We start from the raw sequence: 14,993 nt of genomic DNA on the forward strand, positions 1-14,993 counted from the left end.
CGCCGCCCCCGCCCCCCCCCGCCGGGTTAGCTGGTTATAACCCAGCCACCAAAACCATAGATTAAGGATTAAGGGGGGTAACCACCGTTACTGGGCCCCCCCCCCGGCGCCGCGGCTCGGCCGCCTGGAAGTCGGCCTCGCGTGGTGGGGGCGTTGGGTGGGGAGGAGCGCCGGGAGTGGGAGTGGGTGGGGGGAGATGAGGGAAAGGGGAGATGAGGTGAGGAAGTGGGAGGGGGTGGTGGGGTGGATTGTGTGGCGTACTGCCGACCTGGCCTCGGGTGGGCGGGGGCTGTGACAGGATCTCCACGGTTCATACGTTGAGGGGTGATCGTGCGCGTCCTGTCCGTTGACCTGGGCACTTCCAACACCGTCGCGGTGCTCGCGGCGCACGGGCGCCCGCCCAGGGTCGTCGAGGTGGACGGGTCCGCCACGATGCCCTCGGCCGTGTACTGCGAAGAGGACGGCACGCTGGTCGTCGGGCGTGACGCCGAGCGGCGGGCGCGGTTGGACCCCTCGCGGTTCGAGCCCAACCCCAAGCGGCGGGTGGACGACGGGGCGCTGCTGCTCGGGGACAACGTGGTGCCGGTCACCGAGGCGCTGGCGGCCGTGCTGCGGCGCGTGCTGGAGGAGACCACCCGGCAGCTCGGCGGCGAGTCGCTGGACGAGGTCCGGCTCACGCACCCCGCCCAGTGGGGGCCGACCCGGCGCAACGTGCTGCTGTCTGCGGCCCGGCTGGCGGGCGTGACCACGGACATCGTGATGGTGCCCGAACCGGTCGCGGCGGCGTCGCACTACGCCTCGCTGTCGGTGGGGCAGGCGCTGGCCGTGTACGACCTGGGCGCGGGCACGTTCGACGTGGCGATCGTCGGCGCGACCCAGAACGGGTTCACCGTGCTCGCCGAGGACGGTCTGTCGGACCTGGGCGGCCTGGACGTGGACCAGGCGCTGTTGGAGCACGTGGGGCGCCAGGTGTCGCACCGCGACCCGGCCGGCTGGCAGCGGCTGCTGCGCCCCGAGTCGACGGCGGACCGCCGTGCGCGTCGGGCGTTGCAGGAGGACGTGAGGGCGGCCAAGGAGTCGTTGTCGCGGCACGCGCACACCGAGGTGCCGATGCCGGAGCCGTTCGAGGACGTCCTGGTCAACCGGTCCGACCTGGAGGCGCTGGTCCGGCCGAGCATGTTGCGCAGCGCGGAGCTGCTGGCCTCGACGATCCGGTCCACCGGCATGGCGCCCAACCAGCTCGCGGGCATCTACCTGGTGGGCGGGTCGAGCCGGATCCCGCTGGTGGCGACCATGATCACCGAGCAGGTGCGGGTGGTGCCGACCAGCCTGGACCAGCCGGAGACGGCGGTCGCGCTGGGCGCGCACCACGTGCCCAAGGACGGCGTGACGCCGCGCGCCGAGCAGCGCCCGGCGAAGGTGGCCACCGAGCCCGCGACCGTGGTGACCAAGCCGGTGACCGGCCCGAACCCCGTCGCCACCGCCCCGTACCCGCCGAACCCGACCGCCAGCGGCGGTTACCCGGTGAACCCGGCGGTCAGCGGTGCCTACCCGGTGAACCCGGCGGTGAGCGGCCCGTACCAGGTCAACCCGGCGGTCAGCGGCCCGTACCAGGTGAACTTCCCGCAGACGGGTCCGCAGCAGTTCAACTTCCCGAGCGTCGCGCCGCGCGCGCAGCCGCCGCAGAAGAAGCCGAGCAAGAACGTGCTGATCGCGGTGGGTGCGGCCGTGGTGGTCGCGGTGGCGGCGGTGGGTGGCTTCTTCGCGTTCGCCGGCGACGGCGTGCCCGGCGTGGAGGAGTGCAAGACCGAGACCGAGAAGGACGCCCAGGGCTTCACGCAGTGCCTGAAGCAGCTCGCGGGCAAGGTGCCGGACACGAGCACGTGCAAGGCGGGCGGTGCGGCCGGTGTGTCGGGTATCAGCGCCATCAAGGGCACCGTGGTGAGCTGCGCGGTCCAGGGCGACTACTCGGTGCAGTACATCCTCACCGAGACGGTCACGGGCGCGCAGCAGGGCGCGGACGCCGTGGTCCGCTCCTTGAAGACCGACATGGTCGAAGCGGAGTGGGCGGGCAACGGGCTGAAGGGCAAGTACCGGGCCGCTGCGGACGGTGGTGTGGGGTTGCTCGCATTCACTGCGGACGACCGGCCGCTGCTCGGCATCGTGACCAAGAGCGGCGGTGGCGACCTCACGGCCGACGCCATCGCCGACTTCTTCGAGAGCACCGTCCAGCCCGGTACCTGACACTTACGGAGGCTGTGCGCAGGCCGTTCGGCCTGGCACGATGATGATCATGACCACGGTCGAGGTGGTTCAGCGGCGGGTGCTCCGGGTCCTCGGGGTGACCCAGGTGCTCGGCGCGGCGGGCGTCACCATCGGCCTGGCCGTGTCGACGCTGATCGCCGCCTCGCTGTCCGGTTTGGACGCGGTCGGCGGCCTGGCGCAGACCGCCGCGGTCCTCGGCGCGGCCCTGTTCGCCCTGCCCTCGGCACGCCTGGCCGCACGCCGTGGCCGCCGCCCGGCGCTCATCCTCGGCTACGGCGCGGGCGCGGCCGGCGCCCTGGTCGCGGCGTGCGCGGTGGTCCTCGGCTCGTGGCAGGTGCTGGTCGCCGCGCTGGTCCTGTTCGGGGCCGCGAGCAGCGCGAACCTGGCCGCCCGGTACGCCGGGACGGACCTGGCACACCCCCGGCGGCGGGCCCGCGCGCTGGCGGTCGTGGTGTGGGCGGCGACGCTCGGCGCGGTCGCCGGGCCCAACCTGGCCGACCCGGCGGGGCGGCTCGTCGCGGGGCTCGGCCTGCCGGTGGGTGCGGGCCCGTACCTGGCGGCGGCGCTGCTGTTCGGCGTGGCCGCGCTGGTCGTGCTGCGCTTCCTGCGGCCCGACCCGCTGACCACCGCGCAGTCGGCGGCACCGGTGACGCCCGCGCACTGCGCCGGGGGAGTGGGCGACACGCGCGGGTCCGGCGCGGTGTGGCGCGCGCTGCCCGCGACCGGGAAGCTCGCGCTGGGCGGTATCACGCTGTGCCACACGGCGATGGTGGGGCTCATGTCGATGACTCCCGTGCACATGGACCACGCGGGGTCGTCGCTCCAGGTCGTGGGCGTGGTGATCAGCCTGCACGTCGCGGCGATGTACGCGGCCAGCCCGCTGTTCGGGTGGCTGGCCGACCGGCTGGGCCGGGTGCCCGTGCTCGCCGTCGGCTCGGCGCTGGTGGTGGCCGCCTCCGGCGTCGCGGGCATGGCGCCGGCGCACGACGCGCCGCAGCTCGCGGTCGGTCTGGCGCTGCTCGGCCTCGGCTGGTCGGCGGGTCTGGTGGCGGGGTCCGCGCTGCTCACCGAGTCGGTCGCGGTGGCCGACCGGCCGGCCGCGCAGGGGCTGTCCGACCTGTGCATGAACATCGGCGGTGCGGCCGGCGGCATCACGGCGGGGATCGTGGTGACGGCCTGGTCTTACGCCGCGCTGGGGCTGATCGTGGGGTTCACGGCGCTGCCGCTGCTGGTGGCGTGCCTGTTCACGGCGTTGCAGCGGGTCCGCTGATCACTTCCTGCGGTGGTGGTACCACCAGGCGCGGAGCCCGACCACGATCGCGGCGATCAGACCCGCGATGACCACGATCTGGTAGAGCCACGAGGCCGTCGAGTCGTCCATGGTGCGAGGTTAGCGGGCGGCGGCGGCGAATCCGCGCACCCGGCTCGTCTCGCCGGCCGTGCGCCACACCATTCCCCATTCCAGGTGAGGAGCGCCTTCAAGGGGCAGGAACGCGATCTTGGGGCGCGCGAAGTACTCGGCCGCGTGCGCGCCCAGCGGGCACACGCCTTCACCGTTCACGACGACCGTCATGAGTTCCTGGAACGTCGTGAGGGCGCGGCCACGCGCGATGGGCAGACCCGACGGCGTGGTGTCGCGCCAGAAGGCGGCGCGGAACACGGTGTCGCGGGCGAGGTCTTCCATGGTGACGCGCGGCTGCCTGGTGAACGGGTGGTCGTCGGCGACCGCCAGGACCACCGGCTCGCGGTGCACCACCGGGCCCGCCGTGAGGTCGGGCTCGTCGACCGGGAACAGCGTCACCAGCACGTCCACCTCGTCGTCCCGGAGCAGCGTGAACGGGTCCCCGAACGGCGCTTCGCGGACCCGGACCTCGCTGCCCGGGTGCGCGGCGCGGAAGCGGGCCAGGACGTCCGGGACGAGGTCGGCGAGCGCGGGGGCCTCGAAGCCCACCCGCAGCAGGCCGGTGCCGCGCCCGGCCGCGACGGCGCGTTCGACGCCCTCCACGATCCGCCGGTACGCGGGGCCGATGTCGTCGCGCAGCCGCCGACCGATGGGGGTCAGCGCGACGCGCCTGCTGGTGCGCTCGAACAGGGGCGCCCCGATGCGGCGTTCCAACTGCTTCACGGTCTGGCTGACGCGGGCCTGGGAGACGTGCAGGCGGGCGGCCGTGCGGCTGAAGTGCAGCTCCTCGGCCAAGGTCAGGAAGATCTCGATGTCCCGCCGTTCCATAATGCCCAGATTATCGTTCGTTGCGTTCCCGGTCGTTGATGAGCCCGCCGTCCGGGGAGATCGTTGCCTCATGGAGAACACGCTGCTCATCCGGGCCGACCAGGCCGAGAAGCTCACCGCCGACCCCGCTGCCGTCGTCACCCTGCTCGCCGACCTGGAGGGCCTCACCAGCAACCGCTCCACCTTCCTGGACGGTGCGGACGGTGCGCCGCCGCACTTCCACACCCGGGCGTCGGAGCTGTTCTTCGTGCTCGACGGCACCCTTCAGGTGCTGCTCGACCAGGACGTCCTCACGCTGGAGCGCGGCGACTTCCTGGTCGTGCCGCCGCGCACGCCCCACGCGTTCGGCGCGGCCAAGGGCGCGGACGCCGACGTGCTGTTCGTCTTCACGCCCGGCATGGGCCGGTTCGACTACTACCGCCTGCTGGACCGCGTCCAGCGCGGTCAGGCCGACCCCGCCGAGATCGGCGCGTCGCAGGACCTCTACGACAACCACTACGTCGACAGCCCGGCGTGGAAGGCGGCGCGCTAGCCTGGGTGCGATGCGCAATACGGTGTTCCGCAAGCTGATGTCCGGCGAGTTCGGCCAGGTCAGGGCGGAGATGGTGGCCAGGGACCACGTGATGTCCGCCCTCGGCGGGCGCACCGCCGACGAGGCACTGGAGGCGGGCCTGCCGCCGAAGGAGATCTGGTTGGCCGTCTGCGACGCGTTCGACGTGCCGGAACACCGGCGGTGACCGGCGAGTCGACCGGGCGGTCGAACACCTGTTCGGCTATAGTCCCCGACACGTCCGGGTGACACATCCCCGCTGGTGACCCGGTCTCCGCCGAGAAATGTCGTACCCCGCCCGTAACGTCGGCCCCGACATCGCTCAGCGACCCAGAAGACAAACCGAGGTGGACTCCAGATGGCACAGGCACCCGACCGGGACAAGGCCCTCGAACTGGCCCTGGCCCAGATCGACAAGCAGTTCGGCAAGGGCTCGGTCATGCGGCTCGGCGAGGAAGGCCGCGCCCCGATCGAGGTGATCCCGACCGGCGCGATCGCGCTCGACGTCGCGCTCGGCATCGGTGGCCTGCCCCGAGGCCGCGTGGTGGAGATCTACGGCCCGGAATCGTCCGGTAAGACGACCGTCGCGCTGCACGCCGTGGCCAACGCCCAGCGCAACGGCGGCATCGCCGCGTTCATCGACGCGGAGCACGCGCTCGACCCGGACTACGCCCGCAAGCTCGGCGTCGACACCGACGCGCTGCTGGTGTCCCAGCCGGACACCGGCGAGCAGGCGCTGGAGATCGCGGACATGCTGGTCCGCTCCGGTGCGCTGGACATCCTGGTGATCGACTCGGTGGCCGCGCTGGTGCCCCGGGCCGAGATCGAGGGCGAGATGGGCGACAACCACGTCGGCCTCCAGGCGCGGTTGATGAGCCAGGCGCTGCGCAAGATCACCGGTGCGCTGAACACGTCCGGCACCACCGCGATCTTCATCAACCAGCTGCGCGAGAAGATCGGCGTGATGTTCGGCTCCCCGGAGACCACGACCGGTGGCAAGGCGCTGAAGTTCTACGCGTCGGTCCGCCTGGACGTGCGCCGCATCGAGACGCTGAAGGACGGCGGCGAGCCGGTCGGCAACCGCACCCGCGTCAAGGTCGTGAAGAACAAGGTCGCCCCGCCGTTCAAGCAGGCCGAGTTCGACATCCTCTACGGCCAGGGCATCAGCCGCGAGGGCTCGCTCATCGACATGGGCGTCGACCAGGCGATCCTGCGCAAGTCCGGTGCCTGGTACACCTACGAGGGCGACCAGCTCGGGCAGGGCAAGGAGAACGCCCGCAAGTTCCTGCGCGAGAACCCCGACGTGGCGAACGAGATCGAGAAGCGGATCAAGGACAAGCTCGGCATCGGCGCGACCCTCGACGCCGACGACAGCGCGCCCGCGCCGGTCGACTTCTAGCGGTGGCGGGGCACGGCGGCCGTGGTCGCGGGGCACCTCGCGACCTCGCGGCCGACGCCTGGGGCGATCCGGCGGTGCCGGGCGGGTCAGGCGGGCCGGTGGACGGCCGGGCGGATGTCGAGCCGGTGGGTTCGGGCGGTGGTCCGGTGGACGGCCGGGCGGGCGCTGAGCCGGCCGAGGACGACCCGTTCGAGGTGTGGGGCCAGCGCCGGGGTGAGGCCGGTGAAGCCGTGCCGTTCACGCCCGCCGGCGGGCCGGTCGGTGGTGTGGACGACGACCCGTTCGAGGCGTTGGGCCGGCGGCGGTCGGCGTCGGGTGAGGCGCTGCCCGCCGGGCCCGGGTTTGCCCGGGTCGAGCAGGTCGAGTGCCCTGCCGAGGATCCGTTCGCGGAGCCGGTGTCCGAGGCTGGGGCCGGGTCTGCGGTCGAGCCTGGGTCTGCGGTCGAGCCTGGAGCTGGAGCTGAGGCCGGGTCTGCGGTTGAGGCCGGGTCTGCGTTCGAGCCGCCGGTCAAGCCCGAGTCCTCGTCCGTGGGGGTGTCCTGGGGCGAGGGGCAGGAGCAGTCCGGTCGCGGGCGGGGGGCCTCCGGGAGGGGGCGGTCCGGTCGTGGGCGAGGGTCGGGGCGGCGTGGGGAGCGGGAGGGCGAGCCGGATGCGGAGGCCGCGCCGGTCGACCCCGCGAAGGAGCGGCGCAAGGCGGCGGACATCTGCTACGCCCTGCTGACCGCGCGGGCCCGCACCCGCGTGGAACTCAGAGACGCCCTGCTGCGCAAGGGGATCCGCGAGGAGACCGCCGAACTGGTGCTCGGGCGGTTCGACCGTGCGGGTCTGATCGACGACGCCGCGTTCGCCGAGGTCTGGGTCCGGTCCCGGCACACCTACCAGGGCCTGGGGCGTCGGGCGCTGGCGCGGGAGCTGCGGCGCAAGGGCGTGGCCGACGAGGTGGCCGCCGAAGCCGTCGCGGCCGTGGACGACGAGGCCGAGCAGGAGCGGGCGCGGGAGCTGGTGCGCAAGAAGCTCCGCTCGATGTCCGGTGTGGACGACCAGGCGAAGATCCGCCGGCTGGTCGGTGCCCTGGCGCGCAAGGGTTACGCCGAGGGCATGGCCTACCGGGTGGTGCGCGAGGAGCTGCGCGCCGCCGAGGTCGACTCGCCGCTGGACGACTTCCTGCCCGACTGAGCACGTGCTCCTCCCGCACAGCGACCGGTGCAGTGGTGCCGGTCCCGGTGTCCGCGCCGGCTATCGTGGCGCGGACCGAGGGGGAGGCGCTGTGGGAAACGCCGTGAGGCACGTCGTCTGGGACTGGAACGGCACGCTGCTGGACGACGTCCACGCCATGCTGGGCGCGGTGAACCGGGTGTGCCTGCACTACGGCCGGGCCGCCGTCGAGCTGGACGAGTGGCGCGCGATGTTCAGCCGCCCGCTGCCCGCCTGCTACGAGCGCCTGCTCGGACGGGCCCTGTCCGCGCGGGACTGGGACGACATCGACGTGCTCTACCACGAGGAGTACCGCGCGCTGCTGGACACGTGCCGGCTGGCGGCGGGCGTGCCGGACCTGCTGCGCGGCTGGTCGGGCACGCAGTCGCTGCTGTCGCTGTGGTTCCACGACGAGCTGGTCCCGCTGGTCGACCGGCACGGGCTGACCGGCCTGTTCACCCGGGTCGACGGGCTGCGCCGGGCGGCCGGCGGCGGGTCGAAGGCCGGGCACCTGGCCGCGCACCTCGCCGATCAGGGCCTCGACCCGGCGGACGTGCTGCTGGTCGGTGACGTGGTGGACGACGCCGAGGCGGCGCTGCACGTCGGCGCGCGGGCGGTCCTGGTCACCACCGGCATGGGCGACCGGCCCCGGCTCACGGCGACCGGCGTCCCGGTGGTCGACTCGATCCAGGAGGCGTTCGCCCGCTTCACCTGACGAGCCGCCCGGTGCCGGGACGCGGAGCCCGGCACCGGGGGAGTCGGCGTCAGAGCGCGGACGCGGCCTTCGCCAGGGCTTCGACCCGGTCGAAGTCGCCGGCGGCCAGCGCGTCCTTCGGCGTCAGCCACGACCCGCCGACGCAGCCGACGTTCGGCAGCGCCAGGTAGCGCGGCGCGGTGTCCACCGTGATGCCGCCGGTCGGGCAGAAGCGCAGGCCGGGCAGCGGGCCGCCGACCGACTTGAGGAAGTCCGCGCCGCCCGCAGCCTCGGCCGGGAAGAACTTCAGCGCGGTCAGGCCCCGCTCGGCCAGCTCCATCGCCTCGGACACGGTCGCCGCGCCCGGCAGGAACGGCAGGCCGGTGTCCTCCACGGCGTTGAGCACGCGGGCCGTCGACCCCGGGGTGACCAGGAACGCCGCACCGGCCTTGGCGGCCTGCTCGGCGTGCTCCGGCGCGGTCACGGTGCCCGCACCCAGCACGATGTCCGGCACCTCGGCGGCGATCCGCTCGATCGCGCCCAGGGCGGCGGGGGTGCGCAGGGTCAGCTCGATGACGCGGATGCCCCCGCGCAGCAGCGCCCGCGCCAGCGGCACGGCCTGCTCGGCGTCGTCCAGCACGACGACCGGGATGACGGGGGACAGGTCCAGCAGATCAGCGCTGGTGGTCACCGGGTTACCTCCTGGTTCGCGCGGCCCGCGAAGTGCGAGGCCGCGATGGGGCCGAACACGCTGGCGCCCCGGTCGGCCGGTCCGACCGAGCGGCGCAGCGCGGCGAACAGCTCACGTCCGGTGCCGGTCCACGCCTGCGCGTCCGGCGGGAAGTCCACCAAATCGCGGGCGGCGAGCTCGGCCGGGTCCACCAGCGCCTCCAGCGTGCCGGTCCCGGCGTCGACGCGCAGCACGTCGCCGTCGCGCACGCGGGCCAGCGGGCCGCCGACGGCGGCTTCCGGCGTGACCTGGATGGCGGCCGGGATCTTGCCCGACGCGCCGGACATCCGGCCGTCGGTGACCAGCGCGACCCGGAAGCCCCGGTCCACCAGCACGCCCAGCGCGGGGATGAGCTTGTGCAGCTCGGGCATCCCGTTGGCCTGCGGGCCCTGCTGCCGAACCACGACCACGACGTCGCGCTCCAGCTCGCCCGCCCGGAACGCGGCGCTGAACGCCTCCTGCGAGGTGAACACCCGCGCGGGGGCCTCGACCACCCGGTGCTCGGGCTTGACCGCCGACACCTTGATCACCGCGCGGCCCAGGTTGCCGCTCAGCATCCGCAGCCCGCCGTCGGCCGCGAACGGGTCCGACACCGGCCGCAGCACCTCCGGGTCCAGCGTGTGGCCCGGACCGTTCCGCCAGGTCAGCACACCTTCGACGAGGGTCGGCTCCTGGCGGTAGCGGTCCAGCCCGGTGCCCGCGACGGTGCGCACGTCGGCGTGCAGCAGCCCGGCGTCGAGCAGCGTGCCGACCAGGAACTGGACGCCGCCGGCGGCCTGGAAGTGGTTGATGTCGGCGCTGCCGTTCGGGTAGACCCGGGTGAGCAGCGGCACCACCGCCGACAGGTCGGCGAAGTCGTCCCAGCCGAGTTCGATGCCGGCGGCGGACGCGACGGCCACCAGGTGCATGGTGTGGTTGGTCGACCCGCCGGTGGCCAGCAGCGCGATCACGCCGTTGACCACGGACTTCTCGTCCACCACGTGGCCGACGGGCGTGTAGTCGTCGCCCCGGCTGATCTCCACGGCCCGGCGCGCGGCCTCCTCGGTCAGCGCGCGCCGCAGCCTGGTGCCCGGCGGCACGAAGCTCGCACCGGGCAGGTGCAGGCCCATCACCTCGACCACGAGCTGGTTGGAGTTGGCGGTGCCGTAGAACGTGCAGGTGCCGGGGCTGTGGTAGGAGGCAGCCTCGGCTTCGAGCAGGTCCTCCCGGGTCGCCTTGCCCTCGGCGAACAGCTGCCGCACGCGGGCCTTCTCCGAGTTCGGCAGGCCCGAGTGCATGGGGCCGGCGGGCACCAGGACGGCGGGCAGGTGCCCGAACGACAGGGCGCCGATGAGCAGGCCGGGCACGATCTTGTCGCACACGCCGAGCAGCAGCGCCGCGTCGAACATGTCGTGCGACAGGGCGACGGCGGTGGACATGGCGATCACGTCCCGGCTGAACAGCGACAGCTCCATGCCCGCGCGGCCCTGGGTGATGCCGTCGCACATCGCGGGCACGCCGCCCGCGAACTGGGCGACGCCGCCGACCGCGCGCGCCGCGTCCTTGATCCACGCCGGGTACTCGTCCATCGGCTGGTGCGCGGACAGCATGTCGTTGTAGGCGGACACGATCGCCACGTTCGGGCGACGGTTGGCGCGCAGCAACTCCTTGTCACCGCCCGTGATGCCCGCGAAGCCGTGCGCGAAGTTGCTGCACGCGAGGTCCCGGCGGACCGGGCCCTCGGAGTACGACTCGGCGATTCTCTGCAGGTAGGCGGACCGGCTGGCGGCGCTGCGGGCGGCGATGCGGGCCGTCACCTCGGCGACGACGGGGTGCACGCTCATGGTTCGCTGTCTCCGGTGGTGATCACGGGCCGTGGTGGGCCCGGTGGGACGACAGCGCTGGCGTCGCACGGACGGACGTGACAGCACCCACACTATGTCACGACGCGTCCCCTCCACAAAAACGATTCAGGAGGTGAGACGCGACGCGGCGACGTGTGGTGCTTGTCACAGCGGCTCGGAGCGGGCAGAGTCGGCACCCGGACCCCCAAGGGAGGTGCTGCCATGACGTCCTCGGAGATCGTGGAACTGCGTCGAACGCTCGGCCAGCTTCGCCACTGCGTCGGTTCCCTGCGCGCGCGGTACGGCGACGTCGCCGCGGTGCAACGGCTGGCCAACGACGTCGAGCGGATGGACATCGACGCGACCGAGCTCCTCGACCTGGACCGCACACCCCGCCAGCGCGAAGCGCCCCGGGTGGAGAGGGAGGTCGTGGTCGTGCCGGACACCCCCTACGACCCCAAGCTCTGGCACGACGCCGACGACGAGGGTCTTGGCGGGTACCGCCACACCTGAACGACCACGAGCCCGGCCCCCGCGTCACCACGCGGGGGCCGGTTTCGGTTTTCCAGCCCCCTGTCCCCGACCTGCCGTCCCGCCCCCGCCCCCGGTCCCGGCAGCCCCGACCCCCGTCCCCGAACGAGCTCGACCGAACCGACCGACCGTCCCCGCCACAACGAAGTGGAACCGAGGTGAGGTATGAGGGCGCAGATCGCCCAGCGCACGTTGCGCACGGACCGGTGGTGGCTACCGCCCCTGGTGACCGTCGTGGGTCTGCTGCTGATCTCGATCTACGCGGCGGTGCGCACCTTCATGGGCGACTACTACTGGGTCGACGAGTACCGGTACCTGACGCCCATGTACTCGCCCTGCCTGAGCCAGGAGTGCGTGGAGGCGGCGGCGCACTTCGGTCGCCCGCTGCCCGAGCTGCCGGGGTTCCTCACGCCCCCGGTGGTGATCATCCCGTTCCTGCTGGGGTTCCGGGTGACCTGCTACTACTACCGCAAGGCGTACTACCGCTCCGCCTGGATGTCGCCGCCGGCGTGCGCGGTCGCCGAACCGCACGCCAAGTACACCGGTGAGACCCGGTTCCCGCTGGTCGCCCAGAACCTGCACCGCTACTTCTTCTACGCGGCCTCGGTCCTGTTGCTGATCAACATCTACGACGCGGTCTACTCGCTGACCGCCGGGTTCGGCGTGGGCAACATCGTGCTGCTGGTGAACGTGGCGCTGCTCGGCGCGTACACGCTGTCCTGCCACTCGTGCCGGCACATCGCGGGCGGGCGGCTCAAGCACTTCTCCAAGCACCCCGTGCGGTACTGGATGTGGACCCGGATCTCCCAGCTGAACGCCCGCCACATGCAGTTGGCGTGGGCCTCGCTGATCTTCGTCTGCGTCACCGACCTCTACGTCGCGCTGGTCTCCTCCGGGACGATCGCCGACCTCCGGATCATCGACTGAGGAGTTGGACTTGCCCGAGGTGGAACGGCATTCGTTCGACGTGCTGGTGATCGGCGCGGGAGGCGCCGGCCTGCGCGCGGCGATCGAGGCCAGGGAGCACGGGATGCGCACGGCGGTGCTGTGCAAGTCGCTGTTCGGCAAGGCGCACACGGTGATGGCCGAGGGCGGCATCGCCGCGGCCATGGGCAACGTCAACTCCAACGACAACTGGCAGGTGCACTTCCGCGACACCATGCGCGGCGGCAAGTTCCTGAACAACTGGCGGATGGCGGAGCTGCACGCGCGCGAGGCCCCGGACCGGGTGTGGGAGTTGGAGACCTACGGCGCGCTGTTCGACCGCACCAAGGACGGCCGGATCAGCCAGCGCAACTTCGGCGGCCACGAGTACCCGAGGCTGGCGCACGTCGGCGACCGCACCGGCCTGGAGCTGATCCGCTCGTTGCAGCAGAAAGTCGTGTCGCTGCAACAGGACGACCACGCGGCGACCGGTGACTACGAGTCGCGGCTGAAGGTCTTCCAGGAGTTCACCGTCACGGAGCTGGTGCTCGACGGCGGGCGGATCGCGGGCGCGTTCGGGTACTGGCGCGAGTCCGGCAGGTTCGTGCTGTTCGAGGCACCCGCCGTGGTGCTGGCGACCGGTGGCATCGGCAAGTCGTTCAAGGTGACCTCGAACTCGTGGGAGTACACCGGGGACGGGCACGCGCTCGCGCTGCGGGCGGGCGCGTCGCTGATCAACATGGAGTTCATCCAGTTCCACCCGACGGGCATGGTGTGGCCGCCGTCGGTGAAGGGGATCCTGGTCACCGAGTCCGTGCGCGGCGACGGCGGCGTGCTGCGCAACTCGGACGGCAAGCGGTTCATGTTCGACTACATCCCCGAGGTGTTCAAGGACAAGTACGCCGACAACGAGGCCGAGGCCGACCGCTGGTACGCCGATCCCGACCACAACCGCCGGCCCCCGGAGCTGCTGCCGCGCGACGAGGTGGCGCGCGCCATCAACTCGGAGGTCAAGGCGGGTCGGGGTTCCGAGCACGGCGGCGTGTTCCTGGACGTGTCGACCCGGCTGCCCGCCGAGGAGATCGTCCGGCGGCTGCCGTCGATGCACCACCAGTTCAAGGAGCTGGCGGACGTCGACATCACCGCGCAGCCGATGGAGGTCGGGCCGACCTGCCACTACGTGATGGGCGGCGTGCAGGTCGAACCCGACACCGGGGCGTCCTCGGTGCCGGGGCTGTTCGCGGCCGGCGAGGTGTCCGGCGGGATGCACGGCTCCAACCGGCTCGGCGGCAACTCGCTGTCCGACCTGCTGGTGTTCGGCCGCCGCGCGGGCGAAGGCGCGGCGGCCTACGTGTCCGGGCTCGGCGAGCGGCCGGCGTGCTCGGACGAGGCGGTCGCCGAGGCGCACCGCGTCGCCGTGGAACCGTTCTCGCGCGAGGGCGGCGAGAACCCGTACACGCTGCACGTGGAGTTGCAGCAGGCGATGAACGACCTGGTCGGCATCATCCGGCGGGCCGAGGAGATGGGCCAGGCGCTGCAGCGCCTGGACGACCTCAAGCAGCGCGCGCTCTCGCTGACCGTCGAGGGCCACCGCCAGTTCAACCCCGGCTGGCACTTGGCGCTGGACCTGCGGAACATGCTGCTGGTCAGCGAGTGCGTGGCCCGCGCGGCGCTGCTGCGCACCGAGTCGCGCGGCGGCCACACCCGCGACGACCACCCGGGCATGGACCCCGACTGGCGGCGGAAGCTGTTGGTGTGCACGGCGTCCGGCGCGGACGTCGAGGTCGCCGAGCAGCCGCAGGTCCCGATCCGGGCGGACCTGCTGGCGCTGTTCGAGTCCACCGAGCTGCAGAAGTACCTGACCGCCGACGAACTGGAGGGCTGACATGGGGTACCAGGGGCACTTCAGGGTGTGGCGCGGTGATGCGGACGGGGGCGGCCTGCACGACTTCACCGTGGAGGTGAACGAGGGCGAGGTCGTCCTCGACGTGATCCACCGGTTGCAGGCCACCCAGGCGGCGGACCTGGCCGTGCGGTGGAACTGCAAGGCCGGCAAGTGCGGCTCGTGCTCGGCGGAGATCAACGGCCGGCCCCGGCTGCTGTGCATGACCCGGATGTCGGTGTTCGCCGAGGACGAGACGGTCACCGTCACGCCGATGCGCACGTTCCCGGTGATCCGCGACCTCGTGACCGACGTGTCCTACAACTACGAGAAGGCGCGTGAAGTCAAGGCGTTCCAGCCGCCGAAGGGCGTCGCGCCGGGCGACTACCGGATGGCCCAGGTCGACGTCGAGCGGTCCCAGGAGTTCCGCAAGTGCATCGAGTGCTTCCTGTGCCAGAACACCTGCCACGTGGTGCGCGACCACGAGGAGAACAAGGAGGCGTTCTCCGGCCCGAGGTTCCTGATGCGGGTGGCGGAACTGGAGATGCACCCGCTGGACGAGGCGGACCGGGTCCGGGACGCGCAGTCCGAGCACGGCCTCGGCCTGTGCAACATCACCAAGTGCTGCACGGAGGTCTGCCCGGAGCACATCAAGATCACCGACAACGCCCTGATCCCGATGAAGGAACGCGTCGCGGACCGCCGCTACGACCCGCTCGTCTGGCTGGGCGACAAGCTGTTCCGCAGGTCCTGATGGCAGTCGGCCGGGTGG

The 14,993-nt window shown here is 72.3% G+C and carries 14 protein-coding genes; 11 read left to right on the forward strand and 3 right to left on the reverse strand.

What is annotated here, in order from left to right; all coding sequences use genetic code 11:
• Positions 1 to 330: 330 nt before the first annotated feature.
• Together AB0I60_RS33855 and AB0I60_RS33860 are read left to right on the forward strand one after the other, a co-directional pair.
• Entirely contained in the window at positions 331 to 2,244 is a 1,914-nt protein-coding gene (locus tag AB0I60_RS33855) for an Hsp70 family protein (RefSeq protein ID WP_360737639.1), read from the forward strand.
• Positions 2,245 to 2,293: 49 nt separating this feature from the next.
• Complete coding sequence (locus AB0I60_RS33860; protein ID WP_360737343.1) at positions 2,294 to 3,535, forward strand: MFS transporter; 1,242 nt, start codon at positions 2,294 to 2,296, stop codon at positions 3,533 to 3,535.
• A gap of 120 nt (positions 3,536 to 3,655) precedes the next feature.
• Here AB0I60_RS33860 and AB0I60_RS33865 read toward each other — a convergent pair whose 3' ends face one another.
• A complete protein-coding gene (locus AB0I60_RS33865; RefSeq protein ID WP_360737345.1) occupies positions 3,656 to 4,495 on the reverse strand; it encodes a LysR family transcriptional regulator in 840 nt (279 codons plus the stop codon).
• A 70-nt stretch (positions 4,496 to 4,565) separates the two neighbouring features.
• On the opposite strand from AB0I60_RS33865, the gene AB0I60_RS33870 reads away from it, so the two are divergent.
• The 5 genes from AB0I60_RS33870 to AB0I60_RS33890 all read left to right on the forward strand — a co-directional run bounded on the left by AB0I60_RS33870 (position 4,566) and on the right by AB0I60_RS33890 (position 8,352).
• Positions 4,566 to 5,027 carry a cupin domain-containing protein gene (locus AB0I60_RS33870; RefSeq protein ID WP_360737347.1) on the forward strand — a complete coding sequence of 154 codons (462 nt, stop codon included), beginning with the start codon at positions 4,566 to 4,568 and terminating at the stop codon, positions 5,025 to 5,027.
• Between the two features lie 10 nt (positions 5,028 to 5,037).
• Positions 5,038 to 5,232 carry a DUF3046 domain-containing protein gene (locus AB0I60_RS33875; protein WP_360737350.1) on the forward strand — a complete coding sequence of 65 codons (195 nt, stop codon included), beginning with the start codon at positions 5,038 to 5,040 and terminating at the stop codon, positions 5,230 to 5,232.
• Between the two features lie 171 nt (positions 5,233 to 5,403).
• Entirely contained in the window at positions 5,404 to 6,444 is a 1,041-nt protein-coding gene (gene recA, locus AB0I60_RS33880) for a recombinase RecA (protein WP_360737353.1), read from the forward strand.
• 701 nt (positions 6,445 to 7,145) lie between these two features.
• On the forward strand, positions 7,146 to 7,619 hold the full coding sequence (locus AB0I60_RS33885) for a regulatory protein RecX (RefSeq protein ID WP_360737641.1): 474 nt from the start codon (positions 7,146 to 7,148) through the stop codon (positions 7,617 to 7,619).
• Between the two features lie 91 nt (positions 7,620 to 7,710).
• Positions 7,711 to 8,352 carry an HAD family hydrolase gene (locus AB0I60_RS33890; protein WP_360737356.1) on the forward strand — a complete coding sequence of 214 codons (642 nt, stop codon included), beginning with the start codon at positions 7,711 to 7,713 and terminating at the stop codon, positions 8,350 to 8,352.
• Between the two features lie 49 nt (positions 8,353 to 8,401).
• Here AB0I60_RS33890 and eda read toward each other — a convergent pair whose 3' ends face one another.
• On the reverse strand, positions 8,402 to 9,022 hold the full coding sequence (eda, locus tag AB0I60_RS33895) for a bifunctional 4-hydroxy-2-oxoglutarate aldolase/2-dehydro-3-deoxy-phosphogluconate aldolase (RefSeq protein ID WP_360737359.1): 621 nt from the start codon (positions 9,020 to 9,022) through the stop codon (positions 8,402 to 8,404).
• Complete coding sequence (gene edd, locus AB0I60_RS33900; RefSeq protein ID WP_360737362.1) at positions 9,019 to 10,884, reverse strand: phosphogluconate dehydratase; 1,866 nt, start codon at positions 10,882 to 10,884, stop codon at positions 9,019 to 9,021. Before edd ends, eda begins: the two co-directional genes overlap by 4 nt.
• A gap of 222 nt (positions 10,885 to 11,106) precedes the next feature.
• Between edd and AB0I60_RS33905 the strand changes: the two genes are divergently transcribed.
• The 4 genes from AB0I60_RS33905 (at position 11,107) to AB0I60_RS33920 (ending at position 14,975) form a co-directional block, all read left to right on the forward strand.
• Positions 11,107 to 11,397: a hypothetical protein gene (locus tag AB0I60_RS33905; RefSeq protein ID WP_360737365.1), complete on the forward strand. Its 291-nt coding sequence runs from the start codon at positions 11,107 to 11,109 to the stop codon at positions 11,395 to 11,397.
• 183 nt (positions 11,398 to 11,580) lie between these two features.
• Positions 11,581 to 12,342 carry a hypothetical protein gene (locus AB0I60_RS33910; protein WP_360737367.1) on the forward strand — a complete coding sequence of 254 codons (762 nt, stop codon included), beginning with the start codon at positions 11,581 to 11,583 and terminating at the stop codon, positions 12,340 to 12,342.
• 10 nt (positions 12,343 to 12,352) lie between these two features.
• Positions 12,353 to 14,224 carry a fumarate reductase/succinate dehydrogenase flavoprotein subunit gene (locus tag AB0I60_RS33915; protein WP_360737370.1) on the forward strand — a complete coding sequence of 624 codons (1,872 nt, stop codon included), beginning with the start codon at positions 12,353 to 12,355 and terminating at the stop codon, positions 14,222 to 14,224.
• Between the two features lies 1 nt (position 14,225).
• The gene (locus AB0I60_RS33920; protein ID WP_360737372.1) at positions 14,226 to 14,975 is read left to right on the forward strand and encodes a succinate dehydrogenase/fumarate reductase iron-sulfur subunit; all 750 of its coding nucleotides are present in this window, start codon (positions 14,226 to 14,228) and stop codon (positions 14,973 to 14,975) included.
• The last annotated feature ends 18 nt before the right edge of the window (positions 14,976 to 14,993 follow it).

This window comes from Actinosynnema sp. NPDC050436, assembly GCF_040655415.1.
Lineage (GTDB): Bacteria > Actinomycetota > Actinomycetes > Mycobacteriales > Pseudonocardiaceae > Actinosynnema.

Coding starts and splice junctions, on each gene's coding strand:
- AB0I60_RS33860 (WP_360737343.1), top strand. CDS start 2,294: ATGACCACGGTCGAGGTGGTTCAGCGGCGGGTGCTCCGGGTCCTCGGG.
- AB0I60_RS33865 (WP_360737345.1), bottom strand. CDS start 4,495: ATGGAACGGCGGGACATCGAGATCTTCCTGACCTTGGCCGAGGAGCTG.
- AB0I60_RS33870 (WP_360737347.1), top strand. CDS start 4,566: ATGGAGAACACGCTGCTCATCCGGGCCGACCAGGCCGAGAAGCTCACC.
- AB0I60_RS33875 (WP_360737350.1), top strand. CDS start 5,038: ATGCGCAATACGGTGTTCCGCAAGCTGATGTCCGGCGAGTTCGGCCAG.
- recA (WP_360737353.1), top strand. CDS start 5,404: ATGGCACAGGCACCCGACCGGGACAAGGCCCTCGAACTGGCCCTGGCC.
- edd (WP_360737362.1), bottom strand. CDS start 10,884: ATGAGCGTGCACCCCGTCGTCGCCGAGGTGACGGCCCGCATCGCCGCC.
- AB0I60_RS33905 (WP_360737365.1), top strand. CDS start 11,107: ATGACGTCCTCGGAGATCGTGGAACTGCGTCGAACGCTCGGCCAGCTT.
- AB0I60_RS33910 (WP_360737367.1), top strand. CDS start 11,581: ATGAGGGCGCAGATCGCCCAGCGCACGTTGCGCACGGACCGGTGGTGG.
- AB0I60_RS33920 (WP_360737372.1), top strand. CDS start 14,226: ATGGGGTACCAGGGGCACTTCAGGGTGTGGCGCGGTGATGCGGACGGG.